Source organism: Streptomyces sp. NPDC006510 (genome assembly GCF_040611955.1).
Taxonomy (GTDB): Bacteria; Actinomycetota; Actinomycetes; order Streptomycetales; family Streptomycetaceae; genus Streptomyces.
Window position 1 is genome coordinate 1 of the sequence record NZ_JBEXPH010000177.1, and the last position, 16,405, is coordinate 16,405.

Here is a 16,405-nt window from a genome sequence, read left to right on the forward strand (position 1 = left end):
CATCCGCATACCTCACACACCACGGAATACAGCCATTACGGCGAACGCGTCAGGGACTTCGAGAAGGTTCACCCCAACGGGCCGAAGTCAGTAACGCGAGGATGAGCGACGTCAGCGCCGATCTCGCCCGCAGCCGGCTTCGCAGACTCCCGGCCCTGACCGAACCACCGCCGCGCGAACGCCTCTCACCTCAGCAGACACGTCACCGACCTGCCGGGAACACCCCCACGCTGAGGGTCGGACTCATCGGACTGGGATGGGCCGCCACCACGCCCGGGTCCCGCGAACCCTGGACGGTGTTGTCCTGGTCGGCGCGCTCGTTTTCTGGCGAACACCGGTCTACCGAGGTCTACACGAGTAGCGTCCGCGGAAGTCCTGGCGGAGTGAGCAAAAGGTGGTGCTATCAATGGCCCTCGACATCCCTGGCCCTGAAGCCTCAAGAACGGATGCGTCCCCCCCTTCCGGGGATGCTTCCGCTAGCACGGCCGGAGCCGGCGGGCAGGGGCGGAACGCCGTCCGGGCCACCATTGGGTCGGTCTGGATGGGGACCACCCTCGAGTACGTCGACTTCGCTCTCTACGGACTTGCTGCGGGTCTCGTCTTCGGCCCGGTCTTCTTCCCGGACACGGCGCCCGCGCTCGCGCTCGTCGTGAGCTACGCGACGTATGCCGTCGGGTTCCTCGCGCGCCCGGCCGGCGCCCTCTTCTTCGGGCGGCTCGGCGACCGGCGCGGCCGCAAGACCGTGCTGCTCTTGACGATCGCGCTCATGGGCCTCGCGACCTCGGGCATCGGCCTCCTGCCCAGCTACGCAACGGCCGGCTACCTCGGCCCGGTACTGCTTCTGCTGCTCAGGATGGCGCAGGGGTTCGCGGCGGGCGCGGAGCTGTCCGGCGGCGCCATCATGCTCGCCGAGACAGCCGAGCCGAAGCGGCGGGGGCTGGTCACCTCGGTTATCGCCATCGGCTCCAACGGCGGTGTCCTGGTGGCGTCCGGTGTCTGGCTCGCGATCTCGGCGATGCCCAAGGACGACCTGCTGGCATGGGGCTGGCGGATCCCCTTCCTGGCGAGCATCATGCTCGCCGCGGCGACCATGATCATGCGCCGCAAGATGCCGGAGAGCCCCGTCTTCGTCGAAATCTCCGAGCAGTGCGAACAGCCTGAAGCGAAGCCGAAGGCGGTCGAGGCCGCTGAGCCAGCCGCTCGCGGGCACCGCGCGTTCCTGGCGCTCCTCGGGCTGCGGATCGCGGAGAACGGTCCGTCCTACCTGTGCTCGACCTTCGTCGTCGGATACGTCGCGACCTACCTCAGCGTCAGCCCGGGCGTCCCCTCCCTCGCCGTGTTCATCGGCGCGCTCCTCGGAATGGCGACCGCGCCGTTCGTCGGGCAGCTCTCCGACCGGCTCGGGCGGCGCGTGGTCTACCGCGTACTCTGTGCCTTCCTCGTCGTCTATCCCTTCGTCGGCTACGCGCTGATGAACACCAAGGACCCGACCGTCGTCTTCGCTGTCATCGTCGTCGGCTTCGTCATCGCGTCGGTGTGCATGTTCGCCGCACAGGCCGCGTACGGCGTCGAACTCTTCGGCAGCCGCAGCCGCTACAAACGGATGGCGCTCGGCAAGGAGGTCGGCTCGGCCCTCTCCGGCGGCATCGCCCCGCTCGTCGCGGCGGCCCTGCTCGGCTGGTCCGGCCACTGGTGGGTCATCGCGGCGTACTTCGCCCTCATGGCCGCGATCGGTTTCGTCACGACGTTCTTCACCCCCGAGACGGCCGGGCGGGACCTGCACGACCCGCGGGACGCGATGTGAAGGCGCCCTTGAGCGGGGAGGCGCTGCGGTGAGAGGAGCCCGGCAGACGACGCGGAACGACGTGGCGCGGATCGCGGGGGTCTCCACCGCCGTGGTCAGTTACGTACTCAACGACGGTCCGCGCCCCGTCTCGGAGTCGGCCCGTCGCCGCGTCCTGGCCGCGGTGGAGAAGACGGGGTACCGCGTCAACGACGTTGCCCGCGCCCTCAAGAGCGGGCGCACCCGGGCCTTCGGGCTCGCGGCACCTAGTCTGCTGAACCCCTTCATCGCGGAGATCGCCCGGTCCGTGTCACTGGCCGCCGCGGAACGGGGCGCCCTGGTCCTCCTCGGCGACACCGGGGAGGACCAGAACCGCGAGGACCAGGTCCTGAGGTCGTTCCTCCAGCGCCAGGTCGACGGCATCGTGTACATGAGCACGAACGAACGGCTCAGCGCGGACATCGCGACAGGCTGCGACATCCCGATCGTCGTCTTCCAGCTCGCCGACGACAACCCGTTCCTCGCCTCGGTACGCATCGACGAGGCCGCAGCCAGCCGGGCCGTCGGTGAGCACCTGCTCTCCCACGGATACCGACAACTCGCGGCCGTGGTCGGACCGGAATCGATGCGCAACTCCAGCCTCAGGCTCGAAGGATTCGACCAGGCCCTCGATGTCGTCGGCATCCCGAACGAGCAGCGGCACCACCTCTACGCCGGTACGACACGACAGGCCGGCTGGGCCGCCGGGCACCGCCTCCTGGCCGAATACCCCGGAACCGAAGCGGTCTTCACGGGCAACGAGTCCCTGGCCATCGGTGTCATCGCGGCGGCCCACGCCCTCGGCCGCCGGGTGCCCGAGGACCTCGCCGTCATCGCCTTCAATGGCAGCGAGGAGTCACGCTTCCACGTCCCGGCCCTGTCGATCTCGCGACAGCCCGTCCAGGAGATGGCCACGAAGGCCATCGACATCCTCAACGCCTCCACCTACCGGCCCGACGACCACTACTTCGCAGCGAGCCTCATCCCCCGCAGGTCGTGCGGCTGTGACGGCGGCCCCCGTCTCGACGACGAACCAGGACCGCACTTCTCGTACTCCCCGTGATCTCCGCACCCCCGCACCTTCCCCACTTCCATGATCCCCGTACGAAAGGAACCGACGTGCCCACATCACGTTCCCTCTCCCGCCGCATGTTCGCGAAGGCCGGCGGCGCCGCACTCGCCGGTGCCGGAATCGCCGCCGTCCCGGGCCGGGCGTCCGCCGCAGCACAGTCCGCCCCTCTCCGGCCCCCGCTCTGTGCCCGACAGACCACCGCATCCGCCCAACCCGGCGGAAAGTGGTACCCCGACGGCTCCCCGCGCCGCTTCCCCGGGTTGACCTTCACCACGCCGGTCGCGGCGGGTGCCTTCAAGGACGCGCTGACCCAGGTGCGGGACAAGATCCGGCAGGCCCCGCTCGGGGCGCTGTTCGTGACGCTGCCGCACGACACGTACCACACGACGATCCTCGAAGGCCCCGTCGACCAGCCGCGCTCCGCGACCACCTGGCCCAAGGACCTGCCGATCGACGCCCCGCTCGACGACGTGCTCGCGGCGTTTCTCGACAAGCTCCGCAGATCGCCACTCACTGCGCCCCGCACGCTGACCTTCACCCCCCGGGAGGTCAACGACATCACCAAGCCGAACAAGGTGTTCTCCATCAAGCTGCAGCCGGACGCGGCGACGGCCACCGCTCTCGCCTCCTTCCGGGCCGCTCTGGGCAGCCTGCTGCAGATTCCCGCGCCGACCTCGTACGACTTCCACGTCACGGTCGGCTACCGGCTGTACACGAACACGGAGGCCGAGGTCGCCCAACTCCAGGCATGGCGCACCGAATGCCTCCAGTTGATGCCCCCGACCGTCACGCTCAGCGGGTGTCAGTTCACGGTCTTCGACAACATGGCCGGCTTCCCCGTCGTCAGAGACCTCTGAGCCTGCGCCTGCGCCGACCGGCGTCTTCCGCCAAGGAAGTCGTACGCCCAGGAACAACCGAAAGTTGCTCACCATGACCGAACCCTCGCTGCGCGGCCACCGCCTCCCCACCGCCGAGGCCGGGCCCGGCGGCAAATGGCATCCGGACGGGTCGCCCCGTCACTTCCCGGGGAACACCTTCATCTCGATGGTTTCCGAAGGCCCGTTCCAGCACTCCCTCGGCCTGATCCACAAGGATCTGGCCGGGGACCCTCTGTCGGAGCTCTTCGCGCTCCTGCCTCCACCGAGCCACCACGTCACGCTCCTCGACGGCACGCTGGCGCACTCCTTGCCGGACCAGGGGATCCGCGGGCTCACGCTGGAGCACGCCGACCGGTTGCGGCGTGCAGGCACACGGGCGCCACGGACGCTGACGTTCGCGGTGCAGGGCATCTCCGACATCACCCGGGCGGACACCCAACTCTTCGTCCTGCTCGAACCGGACGCCGAGTCGGCGCAGGCACTCCTGGACTTCCGGAGGAAGGCTATCGGGCTGCTCGGACTGGTGGCGGAACCCGGCGGCCATGTCTTCCATGTCAGCATCGCCTACCGCATTCTCGAGGAGCGCGAGCACGAAGTCGCCGCCCTCGCCGCCCTGAGAGAGCGCCTGGGGCAGCACCTGCCGGACTCGGTGACCTTTGACGGGTGTGACTTCGCGTCGTTCGACGACATGACGGCCTTCCGCCCGGTGCTCGTTCTGTGATGGACACGGCGGGCGCACTCAGCCAGCTCATGGGACTGGCCAACCTCGTTGTCGGAGCCGTACTCAGCCTCATCATCGGTCTGGAACGCCAATACCACAGCAAACCCGCGGGGGCCCGGACCCACGCACTGGTGGGACTCGGCTCGTCCATCTTCATGGTGGTCTCCAAGTACGGCTTCCTCGGCAGCCCCACAGGAGCGGTCGACGGATCGCGGATAGCGGCACAGGTCGCCTCCGGCGTCGGCTTCCTCGGCGCGGGGCTGATCTTCGTCAAACGCGACACGGTGCGCGGTCTCACCACGGCCGCGAGCATCTGGGTGGTCGCGGCCGTCGGGCTCACGGCTGGCGCCGGCCTGTGGATCGTCGGAACGGGCGCGGTCCTGATCTATCTCGTCCTGGTCGCGACCCTGACCCGGTTCAGCGGTGTCCTGCCGCATTCGAGCAATGGGTTCCACAGCGTCGTCGTCGAGTACGAGGACGAGGCCGGGGCGTTGCGGGACATTCTCCGGTCGATCGTGACCCATGGGTTCACCGTTCTCGACTTCTCGGTCGCAGATGCGGACCGCGAGGAGGACGGAGAGGGCAAACCGCTCCTGAAGGCAGCCCTCGAAGTCAGCAGCAAACATGCCGACCTCGGTGACCTGACCAGCGGCATACGCGACCACGAGGCAATCCGCTCGGTCGAAGTCGTCGGGAGCGTGTGAGTCCGGCTTTCCGCATTCCGATGAGCGGCACCCTGTGGGCGGTGGCGGCGCGTCCTCTTCAGCGACGGCGGCGCCCCTCCTGCCGGACTGTGAGCCCAGGCCGCTCGGTCAGGTACCTGAGCGCATCATCCATGTCCCGCTGGGCGGCCTCGGCACGCGCCGGTGGTCGACGGTCAGAGTCGGCTGCGGAACTCGCTGGAAGGTGGCCCAGATGGCGGCTTGATCGGCACTACACCCCGCAGGTGGAAAAGCCGGGGCATGACCGCCCTCAAGGCCCGAGCCCCGGCGTCGGCCTCTTCGCGCCATGCTTTCCAGAGGCGACGATGGGACGGCATGATGGCCATCTTCCTCGGCCTGAGAGGGTGCGCGAACACTCCACCCGGGCACCAGGCCATGCTGACCAAGGCTGCGGGCATCCCGGACGCACCAGGCCAACTCAGCGGCAATAATCGAGGAGTGACTTGCGCCCAAGCGCTGCGAAATCAGCCACGGCGCCACGGTCGAGGCCGCCGCCCGCTCGGTCGGCTTCGAGGACGCGCGCATGCTGCGCCGCCTGCGCGCCCGCGCGGCCTGACGACGGCCAGCAGAGCCGACCCGTGCCGGTGCGGGCCGGCGGCGCACTTTTCCTGGACTGATTCGCCGGCCAGCGCGTTTCCCCTGGACCAGCCTTCCTACGGGTGATGAGGCCGGGTCGGCTCCGCGAACTCAGTCGTGACGGGCGAGCTTGACCGCAGATGAGCAGGATCACGGCCAGGACAGGGATAAGCACCAGGTCCGAGAACACACCGAGGAGCAGCCCGCCCAGCATCGCGCCGACCATCGAGCCGCTGGCCGTCACCAGGGTGAAGCGGTGGTTGGCGTGTGGCACCGCGAATCTGCCGTCACAGCTGTAGCGGGCAAAGGCCAGCAACATGGCCGGTAGCGACACCAGCACCGCCATCACCGACGCCGGAATCACCGACTACCCGGACCGCGAGGTCGTCGTCAGTAGACGGCCGGGTGGGCCCTTCCCCGCCACCAGGGAAGGGCCCACCCGCGTTCACAGACCGGGGGCCTGGGCGAAGGCACTGGCCTTCGCCGGCTTGTGGCAGGCCACCACGTCGACGACGTCCTGCTGCCACCGGGGATCCGCAGCGCTACTTGAAGACCTCCTCGATGCGGCGCTCGCGGCTACGTCAGGAAACGGTGGATCAGCTCGCCGGTCTCCTCTGGGCGTTCGAGATACAGCATGTGGCCCGCATCGAGTTCCGCCACCGTGCAGATCCACCCGGTCGAGGTGACGGGCGTCCAGCACGGCGAGCATGTCCGCCACATGGGCTTCGGTGTTCCACGGCGGGGCGTGGTCGCAACGTCCATGCCCGCGCAGGTCCGGCGCGATGACCGAAAAGTCGCGCAACGACGTGTCGGCGATGCGCCGCCAGCGAGCGCCGTGTCCCTTGATCCCGTGCAGCGCAAGCAGTGCGCGCCCTTCCGCTGCACCGTAGTGACGGACGTACAGCGCCGTCACCTGTGCCCGCCTCCTCCGCTGCCGGGTGCTCCAGCCATCTGATCACGCGGTGTGGCGGAGCGGTAGGAGTGGCCGAGTTCCGGGCCGAGGCCGAAGTAGTGCCGGAAGTTGTAGAGGAGCGGGCTCCATGCGGCTGGGTCGATGTGATCGGTACCGGGGAGGACTATGCGGGGGTCGGCGTGCACCTTCAGTACGTGGGCCTCGACGATGAGGAACTCACCGGAGGCATCCCGCCGGATGCACTCGGCGCGTGCCTCCAACTGGAGCGGGCATCCGTCTACCCGCGGCGGCCGGACCGTGTGGGACGGGCGGCTGGTCAGTCCCGCCGCGCCGAACTTGTCCTTCTCGAAGCGGCAGCCGTCGTGCTTGGTCGGGGGGACCGGATGGCGGCCGGTGAGCGGGGCCAGACGCTCGACTGACTGCCACTGATCGGGGGCGGCGATGTTGATCACGAGTTCGGGGCGGGCGGTGAGATTGTGCGCGCTCTGGCCGTCCGGGCCCAGGCCGAGCACGATCACCTGTCCCAGTGCCCATGTGGAGGAGATCGGCGCGAGGTTGACGGAGGCGTCCGGGTTCTCGGTGCTCAGGAGCACCACAGGAGTGCCGAAATACAGAACGCTCGGCTCGATGGAGACACAGGGGTCGGTGCCGGAGCCGGGCCGGACGAGGGGCTCACCGATCTTCATGATCGAAGCGTAGGAGCGGATCACTTCGGCACCCGCCGAACCGTTCCCGTCCCGTGAGACCCGGAACAGAGTTAAAGAACGATCGTTCTTGACTGGTCATTCCTAAACCATGTACGGTCATTCCATGGGACGACCGAGAGGATTCGACGAGGCTGACGTAGTCCGGTCGGCGGCAAAGCTCTTCGCCGGCCGGACCTATGACGGCACATCCGTGGACGACCTGGTGTCACACCTCGGTGTGCACCGCAACAGCCTGTACAAGACGTTCGGCAGCAAACGCGGGCTCTACCTGGCCGCGCTGAAGTGGTCCCTGGACCACGAGGTCACCACATTGGCCGAGCGCGTCGCCGCAGCGGGCGACCGAAGGGAAGGGGCGTACGAGGTTCTCGCCGACGCGGTCACCGGAACAGAACTCGACCTGGTCCTGCTGGCAGCGGTCGAGCGGGCACCGGTGGACGCCGAGGTGGCACGACTGGTCGGCGAGGCGTTCACCGCGCTGGACAGGGCAGTTGGCGACGCGGCCCACACCCTCGGGAAAGGTGGCGCCCGCGCCGCTCCGGCAGCGGCCACCGCGCTCCTCATCGGGCTACGCACACGCGCCAGGTCCGGCACGACCGACGAGGGCATCATCCGGGCCGGCGCCGGCCTGGCGCAGCGCCTCGGTCAGCCCTGACACTCTCACAGCAAAGGAAGCACCATGGCACACATCAGCATCGACGACGGCAACCTGATCGTGGAGATCGAGGGGCTTGACAAACTCTGGGCGTTCAAGAGCCGCCTGACCATTCCGCTGGCCCATGTGCGCGGCGCCACGGCTGACCCCGGGATCGCCAAGCAGCCCAAGGGGCTCCGATCCCCGGGCACCCATGTCCCGGGCATCGTCACCGCCGGCACCTTCCACGTCGACGGCGAACGGATCTTCTGGGACGTCCGCGACCCGGCCAAGGCGGTGGTCATACAACTGGCCGACGAACGCTACGCCCGCCTCGTGATCCAGGTTTCCGATCCCCGGGCGACCGTGGCACTCGTTGAAGACGCCCTGCCCAACTGACCCCGCCCACGCGCAGACCGAGGCCGCTCTCCGTAGTGACGCGGAAGCCGGCGGCGCACAGGAAGAGAGATTGAACTCCTTCGCCGCCGTCAACGGCCAGGCATCGTCGCAGGGACGGTACTGGGGGGCCTTCCGGGTGGCCGGCGTACGGGTCCGTGGCCATGGTGCTGGAGCGGTGCCCACAGTGGTGGCTGGAGCTGGCAAAGGATGATGCGTGCGGACAGTCGGTCCAGCACGTGCTTCTCGACTGTGTGGACACCGAGGAGATCACCGATGAGGTTCTGGCGGCGTGCATGCCGGCCCTGGTTCTGCCGGAGTGGGCGGAGCTCCCGGCGCCCGAGAAAACTCAGCGAGAGTGGCTACGGCACATCGGTCAGCGTGTCACGCGGCACCCGCGGCTGCAGGACATGGCCGCAGCGCTCCTGCACGACGCGGCCGCCCACTGCATCAAGCAGGGACGGCTGCTCCACGCCACAAAGCTGCGGCGACTTCCACCACATGAGGTGACATCCCTCGCCCATGATCTCGCTCTGACCAGCGACGACGCCAAGAATCTGAAGAAGCTGTGGGCGATGGTTGCGGAGCTCCCCCAGCCCGCAGCCGTGGAACGCCCCTCCAAGTACGACAGGAATGGACCCCCTTCACCGAAACTGCTCCTGAGTAACGACAGCCGCGTCAGTACGCTCGCCGCCTGCCACGAGCCTCAGGCCGTATCCGTCGACCTGAGGCCCTTGCCCGTATCGGTAAGCTCACGGTCGGCGTCAGCTCCGGCCAACACACCTCCGGCCACGGGTCCCATGCGCCGGAGACCGGGTGTGAGGGCGAGGGTGATCGCGGCGGAGGCGGCGGCCATCACGGTCATGGCGGTGGCGGGTGAGGTCAGCTGCGCAATGCCGCCCGCGACAGCCGCGGCAATGCCCTGCATGGTGAACATGCCTGAGGAGTGCAGTCCGAGAGCGTGGCCCCTCAGCTCGCTCGGGGCCAGGGACATCAGGCGTTCCTGGAGGAGCAGGTTGGCGGAGAAGCCGATCGATGCCACGGTCACGGCGGCGAGTGCGATGGGCAGTGCCGGGTGGAGGACGAATATCAGATACGGGGCTGCGAGCAGCAGCAGCAGCAGTGGTGGGGCGCCGGATCTGTCGCGCCGGTGTCTGGGCAGGAAGCGGCCGGTCAGGGTGTCGCCCGCCAGCATGCCCATCGCGACGAAGGCGAACAGGAGCCCGGCGTGGCGTGGTGCGTAGGAGACGAAGAGGGACTCGCAGCCGACGATGAGTCCGTTGGGTACCCACAGGGCGAGGTAGACGCGGCGCCGCGGTTTATCTGTCCACAGGCGCGCGTTGGTCCGCCAGGTCTCGCGCGCGGACGGGCGGCCTTGGGCGCGCGGCGGCCGTCTGGTGAGGCCGATGCGGGCGACGGTCGCGGCGACGACGAAGAGGGCGGCGCCGGTGAGAAGGGTGTCGCGCGGGGTCAGGACGTTGACGAGTAGGGCGCCGGCGGCGTAGCCGCAGATTTGCAGGCTTCCCGCGCACATGTTGAGCACCGAACGGCCTAGGAGGTAGCCCTCTGCGGGAAGGATTTCGGTGAGCAGTCCGTAACGTACTCCGCCGCCGACCGAGCCGAGCATGCCCTGCACCGCCAGGATCGCGAGGATCGCCCCTACGGAGAGGCCGGGCAGTGCCAGAGTGGTGGTGGCCGCGGCGAAGAAGAGCGCCAGGCCGATGGTTGCGGCGCGCGGCGGCAGGCGGTCGGTCGCCGACAGCAGGACACTCGCGCCGATCATCTGGGCCAGCAGCGGGCCGAACATGCTGAGGGCGGCGAGGAACGGTGAGCCGGTCGCGTCGTAGACGAGTGTCCCCAGGGCCATTCTGCTCACTGTCTGAGCCGCCACATGTGCGGCGGTGGACGCGAGCAGGGGTTTGAACTCCGTGGTTCTGAAGAGCTCTTGGTAGGTGCGCATGGCCGGAGTGTCGGAGGAGGGTGGGGAGCGGAGGTAATGTTTCGCGGGGAGGCGAAACTATTGGGTTGGTGGGAAGTCAACGCGGATACGCTCGCGAACAGCCGGTTCGTCGTGTCGCCCCTCTGCGAGACGACAGCGAGCCTGATGGTCCTGGAGAAGGACGCGCCCGCGCATCCGGCCGAGCGCCGCTGGCTGGACAGCCACGGGCCCGCGTACCGGGAACGGCTGGCCTCCGACCCTGTCACCGCCCTGCTGGTGCGCGTCGCGCTGGGCAAGCACCGGTGGATCGCCGACTTCCTTACGCCGGTGCCGTCCGCAGAGGGTATGGCACCGGGCGGTGCGCAGTTCCACGACGAGCTGACGCGGATCCGCGAGACCCCGGCCGACACCGCCCTCACCGACCTCGAAATCGCCCATCGTGGAGCACTGCCGGCCCCGCTGCTGAGCGCCGATCCACCGGCGCGCATCGCCGACCTGCTGGAATGGGTGTGGTCGGAGACTGTGAAACCCGACTGGCCGCGGCGGCGGCGCGTCATCGAGGCAGATGTGGTCGCACGCACGGGCCAGTTGAGCCGCGCTGGCTGGGCTGCCGCACTGGACGACATGCATCCGGAGATGCAGTGGCTGGGCGACAACCGGCTACAGATCAACACCCGGGCCTTCCCGCCCCGGCAACTCATGGGATCACAGCTGCTGCTCGTGCCGGTCACACCGCGCAGGGGATGGATCTCCACAGACCGGCCGGACTCCCACGGCACGGTGCACCGCAACGCCGTGATCTATGCGTGCTCGGGCACGCTGGCGGAGCCGGACCGGGCCGCTGCTCCGGAGGCGCTGGCCAGGCTGCTCGGTGCCGGGCGGGCGAGCGTGCTGGTGCTCCTGGACAGCCCGATGAGCACGACGCATCTGGTGGCGATGACCGGCCAGGGCCTCGGCTCGGTGGGCCGCCACCTCAAGGTACTTCTGGACGCCGCGCTGGTCGGCCGCCGTCGTGCGGGACGGTCCGTGCTCTACTACCGCACAGCTGCAGGCGACGTGCTGGTGCGGGCGCAGGACTCCTAGGGTTGCGTATCGTGGCGTGATCAATCTGGGGAATCTTCCTTCGTGGTGACGCTTGATCCGGTAGATCGTCCTGTACGACGCGGGTGCAACTGACGGATAAGGAGTGGGAGTTCTTCGAGCCCTGCCTGCCGTTCGGCAGGTTCGGTCCGTACCCCGAGCGGCTGCGGCAGCAGTTCGAGGGCGTGATCCGGAGGTTCCGGACAGGCGGACAGTGGCGGGAGACCCTGGAGGAGTTCGGCGCCTGGCCGACCGTCCACAACCGCTTTCGGCAGTGGAGTGACGCCTGTGTCTTCGAAACCCTGCTGGAGAGCCTGATCGCCGACCAGCAGCGATGACTTTACGATCCCCACAGGGTGGCTTCGCGGTGGGCGCCGACCTCATCGACGCGCTGACGACGGTAGGCAACGACCAGGGCAACGAGCGCCCCGGCCCCGGCGACCACCCCGAAGGAAAGCTACGCCGTAATATCCGCGGCCCGCCGACACGTCGGGTCCTGGCCGCGCCCCTGGCCCGCCGTCGAGTATTACGCCGTAATACTGAGCCGCTGTTCCTCCATCAGGTCCTGGTCGTCCTCAAGGCACTGTCACGTTGGCTGACGGGTGGGATGATCTCCGGGTTGATCACGGTGGAGGGGGTTGTCCGTGGGCAGTACGCCGCCGTCGTACAAGGGGCACCGGTACCCGGTCGAGGTGATCTCCCACTGCGTGTGGCTGTACTTCCGCTTCCCGTTGTCATTCCGCGAGGTGGAGGAGCTGATGCTGCAGCGCGGCATCAGCGTCTCCTACGAGACGGTCCGCCGCTGGTGTCTGGGGTTCGGACAGGCTTATGCCGACGGACTGCGCCGCCGTCGGCCACGGCCCGGGGACAAGTGATTTCCGCTGGCGGACCTGACCCGGGCAAGCCTCCCCCCGAACGGGGGCCTGCCCATGGCTGGAGCGTCAACGGATCGCGGCGGCCGAGCCAGACCTGAAACGGGGACCTGCGAAGCCAAGGGCCAGTCTTCAAGACCGGCCCCTGGACTCGCCCGACCGGTCAGGGGTTCCAGACCCCGGTGGGCGCTACCGTCCGTACGTAGTCCTCGAAGGAACGTGAGGCGCGGCCGAGTGCCTCCTGTACGCCAGTGCTGATGTAGTCGTCCTCGCCGAGGCGTATACCGTCCAGGAAGGCGGCGACGGCTTCGGCGTCCGCGACGTCGTGGCCCGCCGCGACCTGGGCGGCGACGTAGTCGGCCAGGTCCTGGTGGCGGTGGTGCAGTTCGCGGCCGACAGCGGCGCCGATGAGGGCGAGGGCCTCGGAGAAGGTGATCGCGCGGGGGCCGGACAGTTCGTAGATCCTGCCCGCGTGGCCGTCGTCAGTGAGGGCGGCCACCGCGACGTCGGCGATGTCCTCGACGTCGACGAATGGTTCACGGCCATCCCCGGCGGGGGTCGCGAGCTCGCCGGCCAGGACCGCCGGGAGGAAGAAGTCCGGTGCGGAGAAGTCTTGCGAGAACCAGCAGGGCCGCAACATGGTCCATTCCAGCCCCGATTCACGGACCGCCGCCTCCGTCTCCGGTACGCCGCCGTCGGCGTCCAGGCCGCGTACCGACAGCTGGACGATCCGTCGGACCCCGGCCGCCTTCGCCCGGCTCACCAGCTCGGCACGTTCGGGCAGGCCGAGCGTTTCGGTCGGGACGAAGTACACGGCCTCCGTGTCGGCCAGGGCCTGGTCCCAGGTGGAACGGTCGGCCCAGTCGAAGCGGATCTCCGCCGAGCGGGAAGCGGAACGGACGGTGTGCCCGAGAGAGGTGAGGCGGGGAACGATGCGGCTGCCGGTCTTGCCGGTGGCGCCGAGAACGAGGATCTGTGTCATGTCCGTCAGTCAACAGGGGTTCCCCCGGGACGTTCCATGGCCGAGACGGCCAGATTCATGTGCGATCGTTCCAGCATGGATCTTCTTGATGACTACCTCGCCGGGGTCAGGGCACGCGGGGCGGTGTTCTGCAGCACGGTGAGCGTGCCGCCGTGGGGGATGCGGTTCAATGATCCGGCGCCGCTGACGCTCAGTGCCATGCTGCGCGGCCACGCGTGGCTCGTGCCCGCCGAGGGCGAACCGGTCGAGTTGCCGCAGGGCACCATCGCGCTCGTGCGGACGCGGTCGCCCTACAGCATCGTGGATCGGCCGGGCAGCGAGGTGCAGGTGCTGGTGGACGGCGCCGACTGTTGCACCCTCGTCGGCGATCCGGGGGAAGCGAGGCGCAATTGGAGAGTGACTGGCCGCACCGTTGGGGACGCGGCGGGCAGTGCGACGGATCTCCTGGTCACCGCCGGATACCGGGGTGGTGGTGATCTGTGCCGGCCGCTGCTCGACGCGCTGCCGCCGGTCACGATCGTGCGCCCGGATTCCGGTCTTTCCGCGCTCCTCGGCCTGATCGCCGCTGAGGTCGAGCAGGACGAGCCGGGGCAGCAGATCGTCCTGGACCGCTTCTTGGACCTGCTGCTCGTCAGGGCCCTGCGCACGTGGTTCGCACACCCGGGCGCTGCCCCGCCTCACGGCTACCAGGCCCTCGCCGATCCGGACATCGGGCACGTACTGCGCCGGCTGCACGAGGAGCCAGCCCGGCCGTGGACGGTCGCCTCGCTCGCGGTCGAGGCCGGGATGTCCCGCACCGCGTTCGCCCGGCGCTTCTCAGCCCTGGTCGGGAAGCCACCGCTGGCCTACCTCACTGACTGGCGGATGGCCCTGGCCGCCGATCGGCTCCGGGTGCCGGGCGCGACGGTGGCGGAAGTGGGCAAGGAGGTCGGGTATACGGATGGGTTCGCGTTCAGTGTGGCCTTCAAGCGGGTGCGGGGGATGGCGCCGTCTGCTCATCGGGACGGATCTTAGCCTCGCCGTTTCACTTGGTGTGGGGCCGGGTTCTGTGCGGTAACGCGAAAGTGCCTTCTGAGCTGGGACGATGAACCTTGTCGAGGGGTTCTGTCGGTCCAGGCGGAAGGCACTTTCTGCGTGCAGAGTATCGGTTCGCGTCCCAAGCTCCATGTGTCTGCTGACGGTGCCGGGGTGGTGGGTCACGCCGGGGCACGGTTGCTGGCTGATCTTGCCGATGCCACCGGGCTGACCAGCGCGTACTCCACCGCGTTGGGACCACTTCGGCGACGCGGCACTGGCCACGACCCGGGCCGGATCGCCACCGGCCTCGCCGTGATGCTCGCTGACGGCGGCAAGGCCATCGCGGATCTGGCCGTGTTGCGGGACCAGAGCGAGGTGTTCGGCCCGGTCGCCTCGACACCGACGGCCTGGCGGCTGCTCGCCGACATCGACGAGACCGGACTCGCTCGCCTGCGAGCGGCCCGCGCCCAGGCACGAGAGGCCGCCTGGCTGCAGGCCGCCGAGACCCGCTTCGGAATACCGGGGGGTGAAAGCCGGCGGACGGGAACTGCCCGGCCTGGTCCTGGACCTCGACGCCACACTGGTGACCTGCCACTCCGAGAAGGGCCAAGCCGCACCCACCTATAAAGGCGGCTTCGGATTCCACCCTCTGGTGTGTTTCCTGGCCAACACCGGCGAGGGCATGTCCGGGCGGCTGCGGCCCGGCAACGCCGGAGCCAACACCGCCGCCGATCACATCGCGGTGCTGGACGACGCTCTCGCGCAGATCCCCGACACCCACCGGCACGGCACCGACATCCTCGTCCGCACCGACAGCGCCGGATCGGCGAAAGCCTTCCTCGCCCACGTCCGAGACGTGCGGATGCGAGGAATCCACACCTTCTTCTCGGTCGGACACGCGGTCACCGAACCGGTCCGCCGCGCGATCCGGGCCCTGCCTGAACAGGTCTGGCACCCCGCCCTGGACCAGGACGGAACACTGCGTGCCGGCGCCTCGGTTGCCGAACTGACCGACATGGTCGACCTTGCCGGCTATCCGGACGGCACCCGCATCATCGTGCGCCGCGAGCGCCCGCACCCCGGAGCCCAACTGTCCTTGTTCGACCAGGACGAGGGCCTGCGGCACCAGGTCTTCTTCACCGACACACCGTTCGCCAGCGGGGGCTCCGCCCAGTTTCTGGAGGTCCGCCCCGCGGGCATGCCACCGTCGAGGACCACATCCGGTGCGGCAAGACCACCGGCTTCGGCCGCTTCCCCTCCCGCCACTTCCTGATCAACGCCGCCTGGCTCGAACTCAGTCTCGCGGCGATCGACCTTCCCGCCCGGACCCGCGTCCTCCTGCTGGACGGCGATCTGGCCACCGCCGAACCCAAGAAACTGCGCTACCGAATCCTGCACGTCGCCGCCCGGATCACCCGCGGCGGCCGCCGCCTGCGCTTGCGGATATCGGCGACCTGGCCCTGGAGACATGAACTCACGGCCGCATTCCACCGCCTGGCCGCCCTGCCTCGCCCCGCCACCTGAGCGACCGCCCTCTGATCACCCGCGACCCGAAGGACCTTGGAGAGCCCGGCCCACCGCGCCGGGCCCTCACCATGCCCACCGACCGACACCGCTCCAAACGACCCCCCGCAGCCAGCCATCAGCCTCAACTGAAACGGCGAGGTTAGAAGCAAAAACCATCTGCGACAACACCGGTAATTCTCAACCGACTCGACACACACCCAGTCCAGACCACCTGCCGCCCCGCCGAAAGCCACTACGACCGGTTCTCACCCAACCTGCAACACCCCACCAGCCCAGCCCCGTTCCCACGCCCCACCCCACACCGAGAACCGATACCGGCCAGCCTCCCGGCCCGGGCCCGGCACTCCAAGGGCGGTACCGGAGACGCAGACGGCGCCGCCCCACGACACGGCCCAGCTGCCACTCTCGCCAGCGCGCTGTCCCACCTGCGACTCTGCTGTCCAATTCGTTCAGGCGGGTCTATCAGGAATCAGGTGTGGTTCGTCTGTTTGGCCTACAGGTTCTTCGGTGGGCTGATCGGCCTACGCTCGGATGGCGGTGAGGCGGCCGT

The 16,405-nt window shown here is 68.8% G+C and carries 13 protein-coding genes and 4 pseudogenes; 13 read left to right on the top strand and 4 right to left on the bottom strand.

What is annotated here, in order from left to right; genetic code table 11:
- The first annotated feature begins 541 nt into the window (after nucleotides 1-541).
- The 6 genes and pseudogenes from ABZY11_RS34930 to ABZY11_RS34955 form a co-directional block, all read left to right on the top strand.
- Entirely contained in the window at nucleotides 542-1,804 is a 1,263-nt protein-coding gene (locus tag ABZY11_RS34930; RefSeq protein ID WP_356483022.1) for an MFS transporter, read from the top strand.
- A gap of 28 nt (nucleotides 1,805-1,832) precedes the next feature.
- Nucleotides 1,833-2,885: a LacI family DNA-binding transcriptional regulator gene (locus ABZY11_RS34935; RefSeq protein ID WP_356483023.1), complete on the top strand. Its 1,053-nt coding sequence runs from the start codon at nucleotides 1,833-1,835 to the stop codon at nucleotides 2,883-2,885.
- A gap of 56 nt (nucleotides 2,886-2,941) precedes the next feature.
- Nucleotides 2,942-3,751 (top strand): DUF1868 domain-containing protein, encoded by an 810-nt coding sequence (locus tag ABZY11_RS34940; protein WP_356483024.1) that lies wholly within the window; start codon nucleotides 2,942-2,944, stop codon nucleotides 3,749-3,751.
- 73 nt (nucleotides 3,752-3,824) lie between these two features.
- Entirely contained in the window at nucleotides 3,825-4,493 is a 669-nt protein-coding gene (locus tag ABZY11_RS34945; RefSeq protein WP_356483025.1) for a DUF1868 domain-containing protein, read from the top strand.
- A complete protein-coding gene (locus ABZY11_RS34950) occupies nucleotides 4,493-5,197 on the top strand; it encodes an MgtC/SapB family protein (RefSeq protein WP_356483026.1) in 705 nt (234 codons plus the stop codon). The genes ABZY11_RS34945 and ABZY11_RS34950 overlap by 1 nt, the downstream gene beginning before the upstream one ends.
- Nucleotides 5,198-5,678: 481 nt before the next feature.
- Nucleotides 5,679-5,771: pseudogene (locus ABZY11_RS34955) on the top strand (AraC family transcriptional regulator); the annotation flags it as partial.
- A 465-nt stretch (nucleotides 5,772-6,236) separates the two neighbouring features.
- Here ABZY11_RS34955 and ABZY11_RS34960 read toward each other — a convergent pair.
- A complete protein-coding gene (locus tag ABZY11_RS34960) occupies nucleotides 6,237-6,704 on the bottom strand; it encodes an alpha/beta fold hydrolase (protein ID WP_356483027.1) in 468 nt (155 codons plus the stop codon).
- Entirely contained in the window at nucleotides 6,701-7,390 is a 690-nt protein-coding gene (locus ABZY11_RS34965; RefSeq protein ID WP_356483028.1) for a flavin reductase family protein, read from the bottom strand. Before ABZY11_RS34965 ends, ABZY11_RS34960 begins: the two co-directional genes overlap by 4 nt.
- A 124-nt stretch (nucleotides 7,391-7,514) precedes the next feature.
- Between ABZY11_RS34965 and ABZY11_RS34970 the strand changes: the two genes are divergently transcribed.
- Together ABZY11_RS34970 and ABZY11_RS34975 are read left to right on the top strand one after the other, a co-directional pair.
- A complete protein-coding gene (locus ABZY11_RS34970) occupies nucleotides 7,515-8,063 on the top strand; it encodes a helix-turn-helix domain-containing protein (protein WP_356483029.1) in 549 nt (182 codons plus the stop codon).
- 24 nt (nucleotides 8,064-8,087) lie between these two features.
- Nucleotides 8,088-8,441, top strand: a complete 354-nt coding sequence (locus tag ABZY11_RS34975; RefSeq protein WP_356483030.1) for a hypothetical protein — start codon at nucleotides 8,088-8,090, stop codon at nucleotides 8,439-8,441.
- A gap of 703 nt (nucleotides 8,442-9,144) precedes the next feature.
- Here the strand turns inward: ABZY11_RS34975 and ABZY11_RS34980 are convergent.
- Nucleotides 9,145-10,398 carry an MFS transporter gene (locus ABZY11_RS34980; RefSeq protein WP_356483031.1) on the bottom strand — a complete coding sequence of 418 codons (1,254 nt, stop codon included), beginning with the start codon at nucleotides 10,396-10,398 and terminating at the stop codon, nucleotides 9,145-9,147.
- Between the two features lie 60 nt (nucleotides 10,399-10,458).
- Here ABZY11_RS34980 and ABZY11_RS34985 point away from each other — a divergent pair, with 60 nt between their 5' ends.
- From ABZY11_RS34985 to ABZY11_RS34995, 3 genes and pseudogenes are all read left to right on the top strand, one after another.
- On the top strand, nucleotides 10,459-11,460 hold the full coding sequence (locus ABZY11_RS34985; RefSeq protein ID WP_356483032.1) for a helix-turn-helix domain-containing protein: 1,002 nt from the start codon (nucleotides 10,459-10,461) through the stop codon (nucleotides 11,458-11,460).
- Nucleotides 11,461-11,543: 83 nt separating this feature from the next.
- Nucleotides 11,544-11,783 (top strand): annotated as a pseudogene (locus ABZY11_RS34990) (transposase); the annotation flags it as partial.
- 318 nt (nucleotides 11,784-12,101) lie between these two features.
- Nucleotides 12,102-12,278, top strand: a pseudogene (locus ABZY11_RS34995) (IS6 family transposase); the annotation flags it as partial.
- Between the two features lie 214 nt (nucleotides 12,279-12,492).
- Here ABZY11_RS34995 and ABZY11_RS35000 read toward each other — a convergent pair.
- A complete protein-coding gene (locus tag ABZY11_RS35000; RefSeq protein ID WP_356483033.1) occupies nucleotides 12,493-13,311 on the bottom strand; it encodes an NAD(P)H-binding protein in 819 nt (272 codons plus the stop codon).
- Nucleotides 13,312-13,386: 75 nt separating this feature from the next.
- On the opposite strand from ABZY11_RS35000, the gene ABZY11_RS35005 reads away from it, so the two are divergent.
- Both ABZY11_RS35005 and ABZY11_RS35010 read left to right on the top strand, forming a co-directional pair.
- Nucleotides 13,387-14,325, top strand: coding sequence for an AraC family transcriptional regulator (locus ABZY11_RS35005; protein ID WP_356483034.1), 939 nt, complete (start codon nucleotides 13,387-13,389; stop codon nucleotides 14,323-14,325).
- 90 nt (nucleotides 14,326-14,415) lie between these two features.
- A pseudogene (locus ABZY11_RS35010) lies at nucleotides 14,416-15,852 on the top strand (IS1380 family transposase).
- Nucleotides 15,853-16,405 lie beyond the last annotated feature (553 nt).